The following is a 14,343-nucleotide window of genomic DNA, read 5'->3' on the forward strand; positions in this document are numbered from 1 at the left end:
GTCAAGTACGCAGGACAAAGACCCCATGCTCCGCCTGTTCCAGCGCAAGGACCGCCTCATCGTCCACGGAAAGGCGCCCTACAACGCCGAGCCGCCGCTCGATCGCCTGCGGGCGGCGTTCCTCACCGAACAGGCCGACTTCTACGTCCGCAGCCACGGCGACATCCCGGACCTCGACGCCGACAGCTACCGCCTGACGGTAGATGGCATGGTCACCATGCCGCTCGAACTCTCCCTCGCGGAACTCAAGGCGCGCTTTGCGCACGCCACCGTCACGGCGGTGATGCAATGCGCCGGCAACAGACGGGCCGACATGCTGGCGGTGGCGCCGGTCTCCGGTGACCCGTGGGCGCCCGGTGCCATCGGCAACGCGGAATGGACCGGCGTGCGGCTCGCCGAGGTGCTGCGCGCGGCCGGCATCGATGCAGATGAAGAGCGCTACGTCGCCTTCGAGAGCCACGACCGGATCGCGGACACGGACACGCGCTTCGGCGCCTCGATCCCTCTCGCCAAGGCGCTGGCGCCCGAGACGCTGCTTGCCTTCGCGATGAACGGCGAGCCTCTCGCCCCCGAGCACGGCCATCCGTTGCGCGTGGTGGTGCCGGGATTTGCCGGCATCCGCAGCCCGAAATGGCTCGCCCGGATCACGGTGCAGGACCGGCCCTCCGACAACCCGATGCAGGCCGACGACTACAAGCTGTTTCCGCCCGACGTGACGGCCGAGACCGCGGACCCCGCCCACGGCATCACCATCGAGGCGATGCCGCTCAACAGCGCGATCTGCGAGCCCGCCCGCGGCGCGGCGTTGAAGGCCGGCCGGCACGCGATCCGCGGCTATGCCATCGCCAGCGACCGCGCGGTCGCCCGCGTCGACGTCTCGACGGATGGCGGCCGCAGCTGGGCGCAGGCCCGGATCGACCGCGATGCCGACGCGCCCTACGCGTGGACATTCTGGGAGATCGAGCGCGAGCTGACGGCCGGCGAGCACGAACTTGCGGTGCGGGCCTGGGACTCCGCCGGCCAGACCCAGCCGGCCGCCCCCGACGACACCTGGAACTACAAGGGCTACCTTAGCGCCGCATGGCACCGGGTGCGGGTCACCGTGGCCTGATCATCACGCCCAGAGCAAGGCGGTGGCCGCGAGGCCCGAGATCGCGATCAGCAAGGCCGCGATCCCGATGGTGAGGATGCGCGGCATCATCGGGATCTCGGCATGGGCGAGACGCGCCCGGATCGCCCGGTCCCGCCATGCGGCGCCGGCGAACGAGGCAAGCGCGCAGCCGATCAACGTGAGCGACAGCACCTTCAGCGGCCAGACCGCCAGCACCTCCCGCAGGAAGCGCTGCGCGGCCAAGCCGACGCCCAGAAAGGCGAGCCCGGTTCGAAGCCACGCCACGAACGTACGCTCGGCTGCCAGCACCGTCCGGTCCTCGGCGAGCCTCACCCGCGGGTCGTCGGGGGGCACTGGTTTCGCGGGCTCGCTCATTTGATGTTCGCCGTCGCGATCAGGTCGAGAAGCGCGTCGGCGGCCCGGCTGCGGTAGCGCTCCTTGTGGCGCAGCACCCGGAACGGCCGGCTCGGTAAGTCGAACGCCGCCCGCACCAGGGTCCCGGTTCGAAGCGCTGCGGCGACCACGGTCTCGGACAGGACGGCGGCCCCGCCCCCGGCCTCGACGGCGGCGCGCACTGCCTCGTTCGAGGGCAGTTCGAGCATGACCCGGAGCTGGGCCGCGGCAAGGCCGGCCGCACCCAGGGTCGCCTCGAAGGCCGAGCGGGTTCCCGATCCCGCTTCGCGCAGCACCCAGTCGGCCCCGGCGAGGTCTTCGGGTGCGAGTGCAGCCGCCCCGGCGAAGGGATGGTTTGGGGCGACCACGAGGACGAGTTTGTCCTGGGCGATGGTCGTGCTTGCGAGCGTCGGGTCGTCCAGCGCCCCCTCGACGAAGCCGAGTTCGGCCTGCCCCGCGCGCACCGCGTCGGCGGCGTCGGTGGTGTTGCCCACCGCCAACCGGATAGCGATCTCAGGGTAGGCCCGGCGGAAGGCGACGAGGTGGCGAGGCAGCCAGTCGCTGGCGATGGTCTGGCTGGCAAAAAGCGCCAGCGTCCCGCGTCGTAGGCCGCTGAGGTCGGCGAGCACAAGTTCGGCGGCCTCGGCCCGGGCGAGCACGGCGCGGGCCTCGACGAGGAACACGCGCCCTGCTTCGGTCAGCTCGATCCCGCGGCCAACCCGGTGAAACAGCTTCGTCGCGTGCCGCCCCTCGATGTTGGCGATCGCCGTGCTGACCGCCGACTGGACGAGGTTCAGCGCCTCGGCGGCCCGCGTCACGTGCTGTCGCTCGGCCACCGCCACGAAGATGCGAAGCTGATCGAGGGTCATGGCTGCCGACGATCCGGCGCGAGGTCGCGGACGTGCGCATCGACCGCCTGCGCGACGGAGAGCAGCCGGGCCTCGTCGGTGCGGCCGGTGACGACGTATGACATGCCACCATCGACCCAGGAGAAGGCAGCGATGTCGCCCTCGCGGGCGAAGCGGAAGAGCGTGCGGCCGTCGCCGTCACCGACGCGGCTGTAGAGCGTCAGCCGGGTGCCGCGGTCGTCGTCGTACATCAACATCGCCGCGGGCTCGGTGCCGGCCGGCAACAGGCGCCCGCCCATCAGCCGGAAGCCCTGCGCCGAGAGGTCGGGGGCCGCGACCGCGTGACCGAGACGCTTCGAGAGCCACGTCACGAGGTGGGGCTTCTCGTCGGCGCGCACCTCCACCGGATGCACCGCCTCGACCACGAAGGTGCGGAAGGCTGCGACCGCGTCCTGCGTCGCCGGTGCCTCCGCCACCGCCGCCGCCGCGGGCACACCGTGCAGGGCATGGCCAACCCAGCCGCCGGCACTGCCGAGCGCGAGGCAGAGCACGGCCGCAGCCGCCATGGGGAACCAGCGTGCGCCAGGGTACAGGTGTCGCGAGCGGATGTTGGCCACCCGCAGTCGCGCCGGGATCGCCTCCTCGGCGATCGGCGCGAGGCGGGCGCGCAGGCGCTCGCGCAGAACTCGGTCCGTCGAGACTTCAGCCGCACGCGCGGGGTTCCCCACGAGCCACGCCTCGACCAGCGCCTGCCGCTCCGGTTCAAGGCGGCCGTCGATCAGGCCGTGCAGATCGTCCTCGCCGACCGGGCGCGGATCCCCGCTCATTTAACCCTCCTCAGCAGGCCTGTCCGGCCCGTCTCCACAAATCCGCGCATCCGCGTGCGCGCCCGGCTCAATCGTGACATCACCGTGCCGAGCGGCACCCCGAGCACCTGTGCCGCTTCGGCATAGGACAGGTCCTCCACCGCCACGAGGAGCAACACCGAGCGCTGCTCCTCGGGCAGGGTGTCGAGCCCTGCGAGTACGTCACGGGCTCCCAAAGCTGCCCCCGGGTCGGCGCTCGGATCGGGCACCTGCTCCAACACTTCCGCGCCGAGATCGGCGCCGCGCCGGCCCCGGCGTCGGACGGCGGCGAGGAACAGGTTGCGCTCGATCGTGAACAACCACGCCCGCAGGTCGCCGTCGCGGCGACGCCCGGACCAGGCGGACAATGCCCGCTCCAGGGTGTCCTGGACGAGGTCGTCCGCCGCTTCGCGATCCCGAAGAAGCGCGACCGCGTAGCGCCGCAGGGCCGGGATCTGCGGTTCGATCAGGGGGGCGATCTCGTCCAACGACGTGTCCCAATCAGAGGGAGCCGATCCGGGCATTCACCGATCAGGGCTTTGCGATGTGCCACGCACCGTTGAGGAAGCCGTCACCGGTGGTGTCGCCCGGCTTGGTGTCCTTGGCGAAGGTGTAGAGCGGCTTGCCCTTGTAGGCCCACTGCATCGTGCCGTCGTCCCGGGTCACCGTCGTCCAATCGCCGGAGGCCGCCGATCCGGAGGCAGCCGTCAGGGCCGGCCAGTTGGCGGCGCAGGGGCCGTTGCACATCGACTTGCCGCCCATGTCCTTGTCAAAGGTGTAGAGGGTCATGCTCTTGGCATCCACGAGCGCCGGCCCCTTGGCGGTCTCGGCCGTCATGGCGGGCGCGGCGGCCTGGGCGGCCACGGCGGAGAAGGCGATAGCCGCGAAGGCGGTGCGGATCAGCAGATTGCGCATGGGTGAAGTCTCCCGCGGTCGAGCATGACCGCATCGGGAGGGATGCGAAACGGGCGCCTTTATTCCGCTGACACACGAAAAAAGGCGATCCCATCGGCGCGAACGCTTTTTCGGCCCCGCCGCGGAATAAAGGCGGTCCTCTGGCATCCCTTCCATTGATACCGGATCGCGAGGAGGCCGCATGCGCGGAGCACTGGGATTTGCCGTGACGTCGGCGCTGATGGCGAGCGGCCTCGTCGGCGGCCGGATGATGATGCGCCCGACGCTGGCCGCCAGCGAGCCTCCGGCCGCGTCGTCAACGTCGTTCGACGCGATGATGGCGCAGTCGATGACGCGGATGCACGCCGACATGATGGTCCCGCCCTCGGGCGATCCCGACCGCGATTTCGCCGCGATGATGATCCCCCACCACGAGGGCGCGATCGCGATGGCCAAGGCGGAGCTGCTCTACGGCAAGGATCCGGTCCTGCGTCGCCTCGCGCAAGGAATCGTCGTCGAGCAGGGCCAGGAGATCGATGTGATGCGCCGTGCGCTCGCCAGTCTTCCTAAAGCGCCGCAGCCATCGACTGGTGCGGCCCATTCCCACGACCACAGTGCAGCCCCCGCCGCCATGCCCTCGGAGACCCGCCGATGAAGACCGCCCTGACTATCCTCGCCCTCGCGCTGCTCTCCGGCCCGGCGCTCGCCGGGCAGGCCCCGGGCGCAGCTTCCGCCCCGGACGTGCCGGTTAGCGGCAAGGATCGGTTCTACACCTCCGACCAGTTCTCCAACACGGTCTCGGTGGTCGATCCCGCCGCCAACACCCTGCTCGGGGTGATCCGGCTCGGCGACCCGACGCCGATGAACCTGAGCCCGCTCTATCGCGGGCAGCTTCTGGTTCACGGCATGGGCTTCTCGCCGGACCACAGGACCCTGCTCGCGGTCTCGATCGGTTCGAACTCCGTGAGCTTCATAGACACGGCGACCAACGCGGTCCGCCACACCGCCTATGTCGGCCGCTCGCCGCACGAAGCCTTCTTCACGCCGGACGGCCGAGAGGTTTGGGTGAGCGTGCGCGGCGAGGACCATATCGCGGTGCTCGATGCCGCCACCGCCAAGGAGACCCGCCGGATCACCGTACCGAACGGGCCCGGCATGACGATCTTCTCGCCGGACGGCGCCTACGGCTACGTCTGCTCCAGCTTCAGCCCCGAGACCGTCGTCATCGACACCAAGACCCACACCATCGTCGGCCGCGTGAAGCAAGAGAGCCCGTTCTGCCCCGACATCGCCGCGACGCCGGACGGCAAGCAGGTGTGGTTCACCCTTAAGGATGTCGGCCGCACCCAAGTGTTTTCGGCGCGTCCGCCCTTCGCGCCGCTGAAGACGATCGAGACCGGGCCGATCACCAACCACGTCAACATCGTCTCGACCAAGGCCGGCCAGTTCGCCTACGTGACGATCGGCGGCCTGAACCAGCTCAAGGTGTTCCGCACCGACGACTTCTCTCAGGTCGCCACCATCGCGACCGGCGCCCTGCCGCACGGGCTCTGGCCCTCGGGCGACGGCAGCCGCGTCTATGTCGGCCTGGAGAACGCCGACATGGCGGCGGTGATCGACACGGCGTCGAACACGGTGATCGCTGAGGTGCCGATCGGGCAGGGTCCGCAGGGCGTCGCCTACGTCCCGAACGCCGTGCCGGAGGGCGACGGAAAGCAGAACCTCCAGCCGCTGGGTGCTGCCGGCAAGACCAGCGCGCTGACGCTCACCGGTTCCGATGACAAGCCGGCGACGCAGGTCACCCTGTTCGACCAAGGCGTGCTGCAAACGCTACAGGCCGCGGTCACAGGACTGCCCGCGAAAATGCCCTTCGTGCTGGCGCTCGCCGCCAATCCGAAGGGAGCGACCGGCCTGGAGCCGCTCGCCGCCTTCATGACCAACCCGGCCGGCGCGGCCATCGTCAACGCGATCGGCCCGATCCGACAGGTCACCCGCACGGATGCCGGCGCTAGCCGGCGCTACCTCGTGGTGGTCTCGGGCAAGCCCGGTGAACTCGGCAGTGTCGTCCAGATGCAGACTGTGGATTGATCGAGTGGGGGGCGCTAGTTCGGAAGGCGAACACTCATAAGAGTACCTTGGCGGCGCGAGCCCAGTTTCGATGTCTGCTTTCGAGAACGACGTCGGACTGCTTCTACGGCGCAGTTGGGTCGATAGGAGGCTGTCCGCTTTTCCCGCGGGAGTTCTCCGAAGCGGACCAGTCGCTTTCGGCCCCACTTTGTCACGCCGTACCGCTGGAGCGCGCAACACCGGACATTCGTCTTCGCGCCCATCCCGGTCATTCAGATGGTTCTGACAATATCCCGTAAGTGGACGCTACCAGCTGCGATCGGCCATTCGCATGAGGCGACGCTACGGAACGATATTCCACGGTCGGGCTTGCGTTTAGCTGGGCACCCATTTCTAAAATGGTCTCCATGCCGCCCTGAAGACGAGGTTCGCGATTGCGTTCGACCTTCGGGACGTGCGCCGACAGTAACCTAGCCCCAAGGTGCCGGCTGCAGTCGTCATCGAAAAGATCGGCGTTTTTCTTGATTCATGATCTTCGACGATCCCGCATTCTTTAGGTCGTACCCGACAAGTCAGCCGGGGGTGGCGGGAGAACGACATCAACCCGGAGGGATTAACCGTTCGAGACATGCACCCACTGAGGTGCCCTAAAACTTCGATCAGGGAGGGATCATGAACGCTGAACCCGCGTCGAATCTGCTGCGGCGACCCGGTCCGCCCGAGCCCGTCCACCACGTCGATCCACCCCGGGCGTCCGACCCGCGCTTCACCGAGGTAGTGCCCTACCACGCCCGTCTCGTCTCGCTCTACGATCAGGCCGTCTTCAGCGAGGGGCCGACCTGGTGGCCCGCGCGGGACATATTGGTCTGGTCCGATGTCGAGGGGCGCCGGGTGCTTGGCTGGCACGCCGACGGCTGCGTGCGGGTCGTCATCGACGCAACCCCGTTCATCAATGGCAACACGGTCGACCGGGACGGCAACCTCATCCACTGCGAGCACGGCAACCGCCGCCTGTCACGCACATCCCCGGACGGACACTACGAGGCCCTGGTCGAGACCTACGAGGGCCGCCGGTTCAACGCTCCGAACGACGTGGTCTGCGCCGCCGACGGCGCCCTCTGGTTCACCGATCCAGCCTATGGGCTACGGCTACCCAGGCAGGGGGTGTTGGCCGCGTCCGACCTGGGCCATCACAGCGTCTACAGATTTGACCCGGCGGACGGCTCCGTCAGGCGCATGGCCGACCTCGGCCAACCGAACGGGCTGGCCTTCTCGCCGGACGGGCACACCCTGTACGTCAGCGACACTTCACGGACCGAGGGCGGTGACGGGCACACGATCCACGCCTACGCGGTCGTGGATGACCGAACCCTGGGCGAACCGCGGGTCTTTGCCGAGGTCGAGCCCGGCGTGCCGGACGGGTTCCGCGTGGACCATCGCGGCTGGATCTGGACGAGCTCGGAGGCAGGGGTTCAAGTCCTCTCCGCGGAGGGGCACCGGCTCGGACTGATTCCCACGCCTCAGGTGTGCTCCAATCTCTGCTTCTCCCCGGAGCAGCAACGGCTGTTCATCACGTCCAAACAGCACCTGTACGCCCTGGACCTCGCCGCCCAGTAGATCGGGGTGAAATCACGGCATCGTCAGAACGCTCCGGAAACTCCTAGGAACCTGGGTTCCCACGCGAGGTTGGCCTCGGACTAAGGAAGCCGTGTGCCGGTACACGCAGGCTTCATCCCATGCCGCCCCCGACCACGTTCGCCCAGCGGGCGGCACCAATACCTATTCCGAGGATCCGCCATGGCCGAAGCCGTCGCCGACTTTTTCTGGAAGCGCCTGGCCGAGTGGGGGGTGAAGAAGATCTTCGGCTATCCCGGCGACGGCATCAACGGCCTGCTCGGCGCCCTCCAGCGCAACGACCTGCCGTTCGAGTTCATCCAGGTCCGCCACGAGGAGATGGCGGCGTTCATGGCCGCGGCCTACGCCAAGTTCACCGGCGAGGTCGGCGTCTGCATGGCGACCTCCGGTCCCGGCGCGACGCACCTGCTCACCGGGATGTACGACGCCCATCTCGACCACGTGCCGCTTCTCGCCATCTGCGGGCAGCAGGCGCGCAACGTCAATGGCGCCCACTACCAGCAGGAATTCGACCTCACGAGCGTCTTCAAGGACGTCTCGGCCTACGTGCAGCAGGCGTCCTCGCCCGCGCAGGTCCGCCACATCGTCGACCGCGCCATGCGGATCGCTAAGGCCGAACGGAAGGTCTCGGCCATCATTCTACCGAACGACCTGCAGGACGTTCCCTACGAGGAGCCGGTACGCAAGCACGGCAACACCTTCTCCGGGGTGGGCTACACCGCCCCGAAGGTCGTGCCCTTCGACGCCGATCTGCGCCGCGCCGCCGACGTGTTGAACGCCGGCAAGAAGGTCGCGATCCTGGTCGGTGCGGGCGCCTTGCACGCCACCGACGAGGTCATCGCCGTCGCCAATAAGCTTCAGGCCGGCGTCGCCAAGGCGCTGCTCGGCAAGGCGGCGCTGCCGGACGACCTGCCGTTCGTGACCGGCACCATCGGATTGCTCGGGTCCAAGCCGTCCTCGGACATGATGGAGGACTGCGACACCCTCCTGATGATCGGTTCCGGCTTTCCCTGGGCCGAGTTCCTCCCGAAGGAGGGGCAGGCCCGCGGTGTGCAGATCGACATCTCACCGGAGATGCTGTCGCTGCGGTACCCGATGGAGGTGCCGCTCTGCGGCGAGTCCGCCGAGACCCTGCGTGCCCTGCTGCCGCTGCTGGAGCAGAAGAAGGAGGGTGGCTCCTGGCGCACCGGCATCGAGAAGGGGATGGTCTCCTGGTGGAAGGAGGCCGAGGACCGGGCGATGGCCAAGGCCAGCCCGGTCAACCCGCAGCGCGTCACCTGGGAACTCTCGCCGCGCATGCCCGAGCGGGCGATCATCACTTCGGATTCCGGGTCCTGCGCCAACTGGTTCGCCCGCGACCTGAAGATGCGCCGCGGCCAGATGTGCTCGCTGTCGGGCGGCCTCGCTTCCATGGGCGCGGCGGTCCCCTACGCCATCGCCGCCAAGGTAGCCCATCCCGACCGGCCGGTGATCGCGCTGGTCGGCGACGGCGCCATGCAGATGAACAACATGGCCGAACTGATCACGGTCTCAAAGTACATGCATCGCTGGTCGAACAAGACCTGGATTTGCTGCGTGTTCAACAACGAGGACCTGAACCAGGTGACCTGGGAGCAGCGGGTGATGGAGGGCAACCCGAAGTTCGAGGCGAGCCAGACTATCCCGAACGTGCCCTATCACAAGTTCGCCGAGCTGATCGGCCTGAAGGGCATCTACGTCGATGATCCCCAGCGCATGGGGGCGGCCTGGGACGAGGCGCTGGCGAGCCCCGTGCCGGTGGTGCTGGAGGTAAAGACCGACCCCGAGGTGCCGCCGCTGCCGCCGTTCTTCACGCTCCAGCAGGTGCAGAACTTCATGTCGATGCTCGGCAAGGGCGACCCGAAGGAGCGTCATCTCCTTGTCGACACCGCCCGACAGGTGCTGAGTTCCGTCCTACCGGGCAGCAAGTAGGACGGCTTCTACGGCATGCATGACGATCCGAGGATCGGAACGGTGCGGGCGCGAGCCTACACCGTTCCCACCGACGCGCCGGAGGCGGACGGGACGTTCAGCTGGGACAGGACGACGCTCGTTGTCGTCCATGTCGAGGCCGGGGGCGAGACCGGCCTCGGCTACAGCTACACCGACGCCAGTGTCGCGCGCTTGATTGTAGGCACGCTCGCATCGCGTCTTACCGGGTTGTCCGCCTTCGACATCCCGCGGGCCAATGCCGTGCTGTGGGGCGCCGTGCGGAACCTCGGGCGCTCCGGGCTGGCCGCCACGGCGATCTCGGCATTGGACACCGCCTTGTGGGACCTCAAGGCACGCCTCCTCGACGTATCCCTGGCGAGCCTGTTCGGGCAGGCGCGGGAACACGCGGAGATCTACGGCAGCGGCGGCTTCACGAGCTACGGCGACCGGCAGTTGCGCGAGCAGCTTGCCGGGTGGGTCGAGCGAGACGGCTGCCGGGCGGTGAAGATGAAGGTCGGCAGCGCTCCCGAGCACGACCCGGCGCGCATGGCGGTGGCGAAGGCAGCCATCGGCAATGCACGTCTGTTCATCGACGCCAATGGCGCCTTCACCCCGAAGCGCGCCGTCGCCCTTGCGCACGAAGCACACCGCTACGACGTGGCGTGGTTCGAGGAACCCGTGTCCAGTGACGATCCCGCAGGTATGGCTTCCGTCCGTGCCTCTACGCCTGCCGGCATCGAAGTCGCCGCGGGCGAGTACATCTACACCTTGAACGATTTGCGTGGACTGCTCGACGTAGGGGCAGTCGACGTGGCCCAGGCGGACGTGACCCGCTGCGGCGGCTACAGCGGGTTTCTGAAGATCGCGGCCCTGTGCGAGGCGGCGCATATCGATCTGTCCGGCCACTGCGCCCCCGCCTTGCACCTCCCGGTGGCGGTTGCGGCTCCCCGCTTCCGACACCTCGAATGGTTCCACGACCACGTCCGCATCGAGCGGATGCTGTTCGACGGGGCGCCCGCACCGCGCGATAGCGTGATCACCCCCGATCTGACCCGGCCGGGACACGGCCTCACCCTCAAGACCCGGGATGCCGATGCCTATGCCGTCTGATCGCGGCCCACCCCCGCCGAAACGTCAACATGCGCCAGGCATGAAGCGGCGCGTCGCACCTGTGAGAGTTGAGGCGGCCGTCCACCCGGTGGTGGTCCTCGCCGCGGTGGCGGCGGGGGCCGGTTTGTTGACCTGGTTCGCCGCCGGGCGTTCCAAGCCCCTAGGTCACGCCGCCGGCGGCCGCAGCTACAGCCCGCGGGGGCGCGAGGTCACCGCGAGCGCGGCACAGCGCCTGAACCACGCCTCGACGATGCTCGCCGCCTCGGTACTGTTCGATTCCGGCCTGGAGCACTACCGCGGCCAGTTCTTCAACCGGGCGATGTACACGCCCATCGTCGTGTCCAGCGTCATCCTGGCGGCGTCCCTGCACGGGGCCGGCGACACCGACCCCGGCAGCTCCCGCGTCCGGCACGGGGTGCAGGCGCTCGCCGGCCTGACAGGGCTGATCGGCTTCGGCTTCCACGCCTACAACGTCGGCAAGCGCGAGGGTGGGTATTCCTTCCAGAACCTGTTCTATTCCGCCCCCATCGGCGCGCCGATGGCTCTGACGCTGGCCGGCGTCCTCGGGGTCATCGCCGAGCGCGTGCGCGACGCCGACCCCGACGAGCCGCGGCTCGGTGGCTTGCCGGCGGGGCGCTCCCTTGCAGTCGCCACGGCGGGCATGCTCGCCGGCACGACCCTGGAGGCCGGGCTGCTTCACTTCCGGGGTGCTTTCCAGAACCCGGCGATGTTCGTTCCCGTCACCCTGCCGCCGCTTGCCGCCGCCCTTCTCGTCCGCGCCGCGACCAAACCGGAGGGAGCGAGTCAATCGGGCGCCAAGTGGGGGATGTGGGCGGTCTCGGCGATGGGCGTCGGTGGCGTCGCGTTCCACGGCTACGGCGTCGCCCGGATGATGGGCGGCTGGTCCAACTGGCGCCAGAACCTCATCGACGGGCCGCCTCTGCCGGCCCCGCCCTCCTTCTCGGGGGTGGCGCTCGGGGGGCTCGCGGCCCTCGAACTCATCGAACGCAGCCGCTTCCGCTTCTGACCCGAAAGATCATCATGCGTCCGAGACTGGACCTTTATCCGGGCTACGACGTGCTCGCGAAGCGCGACGGCCCGTCCTGGAACGCCAAGACCCGCGAGGTTTTGGAGGAACGGCTCGCCATCGGACCTGAGACGCGCCGCTTCTTCGACGAGGCCGAATGGTCGACGATGAAGTCGCTGGCCGAGCGGATCGTCCCGCAACCCGCCGACCGGGGGGATCCGGTTCCGGTGGCCGCCCTCGTGGACCACAAGCTCGCGACCGATACCCGCGACGGCTACCGCAACGCCGAAATGCCCGGGGAGCGCGAGGCATGGCGCCTGGGACTGCGCGCCCTCGATGCCGAGGCACGGGCACGGTTCGGGGCACGCTTCCACGAACTCGGCGCCTGGGCGCAGGACGAGCTTCTGAAGCTTGCTGAAAAGGGTGACCTGACCGGTGCGGTCTGGGAGGGCATGCCCTCGAAGCTGTTCTTCCACCAGCGCGTCCTCGCCGATGTGGTCAAGGCGTACTACGCCCACCCCACGGCCTGGAACGAGATCGGCTGGGGCGGCCCGGCGAGCCCGCGCGGCTACGTGCGCATGGATTTCGACCGCCGCGACCCCTGGGAGGCCGCCGAGGCCAAGCCCGGCCGCGAGGACGAGGCCTACCAAGAGAACCTTCGGGTCGGTCGATAAGGATACCTCCGTCCATGCGCATCCCCGGCCTCGGCAACGCCGCCGACAACCCCAAGCACGCCACGCCCGGCGACGACCCGGAGCACCATCCCCGCGCCCGCGACGGCCGCGCGCCCAACGTCATGCGGATCGGCGAATGGGTGCCGATGCGCCAGCACCGGGACGAGGAGGAGGTCGACTTCGCCATCGTCGGCACCGGCGCGGGCGGCGGCACCCTGGCCTGCCGGCTCGCGGAGGGTGGCGTGTCGGTGGTGGCCTTCGACGCCGGACCGTATTTCCGGCCGCTGGAGGATTTCGCCTCGGACGAGAGCCATCAGTCCAAGCTCTACTGGACGGACGAGCGCATCGTCGACGGCGAGAACCCGCTGCAGATGGGCTCGAACAATTCCGGCAAGGCGGTGGGTGGCTCGACCGTACACTACGCCATGGTCGCCCTGCGTTTCCGACCGGAATGGTTCAAGACCCGCACCCTGATGGGCTACGGCGCCGACTGGCCGCTCGATTGGCGGGAGATGTGGCGCTACTACGATCAGGTCGAGGACGACCTGAAGATCTCCGGCCCGGTCTCCTACCCATGGGGACCGCACCGTCGCCGCTATCACCGCCGTGCGCACGAGATCAACGCCGCCGCCAAGGTGCTGGCCCGGGGCGCGGAGGCGATGGGCATCAACTGGACGCCGACGCCGCTCGCTACGGTCTCGGCGCCGCACGGCGACGCACCGCCTTGCGTCTACCGGGGTTTCTGCACGCTGGGCTGCTCGACCAACGCCAAGCAGAGCGTGCTCGTGAGCTACCTGCCGCGCGCCCTGAAGGCGGGCGCCGAGATCCGCGACCTCGCCATGGTCGGGCGGATCGAGACGAGGAATGGGCGCGCCACCGGCGTCCACTACTTCCGCGAGGGGAAGTGGCGGTTTCAACGCGCGAAGAACGTCGTGGTGGCGGGCTACGCCATCGAGACGCCGCGGCTCCTCTTGAACTCGGCGAACCAGGAGTTCCCGGACGGCCTCGCCAACTCCTCGGGCCTCGTCGGCAAGAACCTGATGGTCCAGGGCAACCAAGCGGTCTGGGGCGTCTTCGACGAGGAGATCCGTAGCTACAAGGGCCCGCCATCTCTGGCGATCAGCGAGCACTGGAACTACGACGACAAGGGTCACGGCCCCTTCGTAAAGGACTTCTTCGGTGGCTATTCCTACATGAGCCAGGGGCCGCTGCCGCAGCTCTGGGCAAACACACAGGCCTCGGCGCACGGCCTGTGGGGGGAGGCGCTCGTCTCGGAGATGCAGCGCTACAACCACGTCGCCGGGCTCAAGGTCGTCTCCGAGTACATGCCGCAGGAGCGCAACCGGGTGACCCTCGCGGACGTGAAGGATCAGTACGGGCTGCCGGTGGCGCGCATCACCTACTCCTGGTGCGACAACGACAAGGCGTTGAACCGGCACGCGCTCAAGTTCATGCGCGAGGCCCTATCGGCCGCGGGCGGGCGCGAGGTCTGGGACCAGGGTGATGACACCTGCCACCTGAACGGCACCGCCCGGATGGGGTCCGGCCCGCGGACCTCCGTGGTCGATGCCGATTGCCGGTCCTGGGACATCCCGAACCTGTACGTCTGCGACGGTTCGGTCTTCCCGACGGTTGGGGGGGTCAATCCCTCGCTCACGATCCAAGCGGTCGCGTTGCGTACGGCGGACCGGATACTCGCGAGGAGGCGGTGACCGGCTTCGCGTGTCGATGACGCAAATTCATACGCCGGTGATGGCTACGCGCCGAACTATAGGTACGGTTGCCGGGC

At 68.6% G+C, this 14,343-nt stretch carries 14 protein-coding genes; 9 read left to right on the forward strand and 5 right to left on the reverse strand.

Going from position 1 to position 14,343, the window contains the following annotated elements; genetic code table 11:
* Positions 1–25: 25 nt before the first annotated feature.
* Positions 26–1,111 carry a sulfite oxidase gene (locus FVE89_RS01215; protein WP_007557751.1) on the forward strand — a complete coding sequence of 362 codons (1,086 nt, stop codon included), beginning with the start codon at positions 26–28 and terminating at the stop codon, positions 1,109–1,111.
* A 3-nt stretch (positions 1,112–1,114) separates the two neighbouring features.
* Here FVE89_RS01215 and FVE89_RS01220 read toward each other — a convergent pair whose 3' ends face one another.
* Genes FVE89_RS01220 through FVE89_RS01240 form a run of 5 tightly spaced genes read right to left on the reverse strand, consistent with a single transcriptional unit; the run spans position 1,115 to position 4,112 of the window.
* Positions 1,115–1,486, reverse strand: coding sequence for a DUF202 domain-containing protein (locus tag FVE89_RS01220; protein ID WP_007557749.1), 372 nt, complete (start codon positions 1,484–1,486; stop codon positions 1,115–1,117).
* A complete protein-coding gene (locus FVE89_RS01225; protein ID WP_007557747.1) occupies positions 1,483–2,373 on the reverse strand; it encodes a LysR family transcriptional regulator in 891 nt (296 codons plus the stop codon). Before FVE89_RS01225 ends, FVE89_RS01220 begins: the two co-directional genes overlap by 4 nt.
* Positions 2,370–3,179, reverse strand: coding sequence for an anti-sigma factor (locus FVE89_RS01230; RefSeq protein ID WP_043074852.1), 810 nt, complete (start codon positions 3,177–3,179; stop codon positions 2,370–2,372). Before FVE89_RS01230 ends, FVE89_RS01225 begins: the two co-directional genes overlap by 4 nt.
* A complete protein-coding gene (locus FVE89_RS01235) occupies positions 3,176–3,685 on the reverse strand; it encodes a sigma-70 family RNA polymerase sigma factor (protein WP_043074853.1) in 510 nt (169 codons plus the stop codon). Before FVE89_RS01235 ends, FVE89_RS01230 begins: the two co-directional genes overlap by 4 nt.
* A 43-nt stretch (positions 3,686–3,728) precedes the next feature.
* Positions 3,729–4,112, reverse strand: a complete 384-nt coding sequence (locus tag FVE89_RS01240; RefSeq protein WP_007557741.1) for a hypothetical protein — start codon at positions 4,110–4,112, stop codon at positions 3,729–3,731.
* Positions 4,113–4,293: 181 nt separating this feature from the next.
* Here FVE89_RS01240 and FVE89_RS01245 point away from each other — a divergent pair, with 181 nt between their 5' ends.
* The 8 genes from FVE89_RS01245 to FVE89_RS01280 all read left to right on the forward strand — a co-directional run bounded on the left by FVE89_RS01245 (position 4,294) and on the right by FVE89_RS01280 (position 14,266).
* Positions 4,294–4,746 carry a DUF305 domain-containing protein gene (locus FVE89_RS01245; RefSeq protein WP_007557739.1) on the forward strand — a complete coding sequence of 151 codons (453 nt, stop codon included), beginning with the start codon at positions 4,294–4,296 and terminating at the stop codon, positions 4,744–4,746.
* The gene (locus FVE89_RS01250) at positions 4,743–6,179 is read left to right on the forward strand and encodes a YncE family protein (protein ID WP_007557737.1); all 1,437 of its coding nucleotides are present in this window, start codon (positions 4,743–4,745) and stop codon (positions 6,177–6,179) included. Before FVE89_RS01245 ends, FVE89_RS01250 begins: the two co-directional genes overlap by 4 nt.
* Positions 6,180–6,830: 651 nt before the next feature.
* Positions 6,831–7,775: an SMP-30/gluconolactonase/LRE family protein gene (locus FVE89_RS01255; protein ID WP_043074855.1), complete on the forward strand. Its 945-nt coding sequence runs from the start codon at positions 6,831–6,833 to the stop codon at positions 7,773–7,775.
* A gap of 180 nt (positions 7,776–7,955) precedes the next feature.
* Positions 7,956–9,743 carry a thiamine pyrophosphate-requiring protein gene (locus tag FVE89_RS01260; RefSeq protein WP_043074856.1) on the forward strand — a complete coding sequence of 596 codons (1,788 nt, stop codon included), beginning with the start codon at positions 7,956–7,958 and terminating at the stop codon, positions 9,741–9,743.
* 15 nt (positions 9,744–9,758) lie between these two features.
* On the forward strand, positions 9,759–10,853 hold the full coding sequence (locus FVE89_RS01265; RefSeq protein WP_071000262.1) for an enolase C-terminal domain-like protein: 1,095 nt from the start codon (positions 9,759–9,761) through the stop codon (positions 10,851–10,853).
* A gap of 40 nt (positions 10,854–10,893) precedes the next feature.
* Positions 10,894–11,880: a hypothetical protein gene (locus FVE89_RS01270; protein WP_236961837.1), complete on the forward strand. Its 987-nt coding sequence runs from the start codon at positions 10,894–10,896 to the stop codon at positions 11,878–11,880.
* A gap of 14 nt (positions 11,881–11,894) precedes the next feature.
* Positions 11,895–12,554: a gluconate 2-dehydrogenase subunit 3 family protein gene (locus FVE89_RS01275; RefSeq protein ID WP_043074858.1), complete on the forward strand. Its 660-nt coding sequence runs from the start codon at positions 11,895–11,897 to the stop codon at positions 12,552–12,554.
* Between the two features lie 14 nt (positions 12,555–12,568).
* Positions 12,569–14,266: a GMC family oxidoreductase gene (locus tag FVE89_RS01280; protein WP_071000263.1), complete on the forward strand. Its 1,698-nt coding sequence runs from the start codon at positions 12,569–12,571 to the stop codon at positions 14,264–14,266.
* Positions 14,267–14,343: the final 77 nt, after the last annotated feature.

The organism is Methylobacterium sp. 2A (genome assembly GCF_009806555.1).
Classification (GTDB): domain Bacteria; phylum Pseudomonadota; class Alphaproteobacteria; order Rhizobiales; family Beijerinckiaceae; genus Methylobacterium.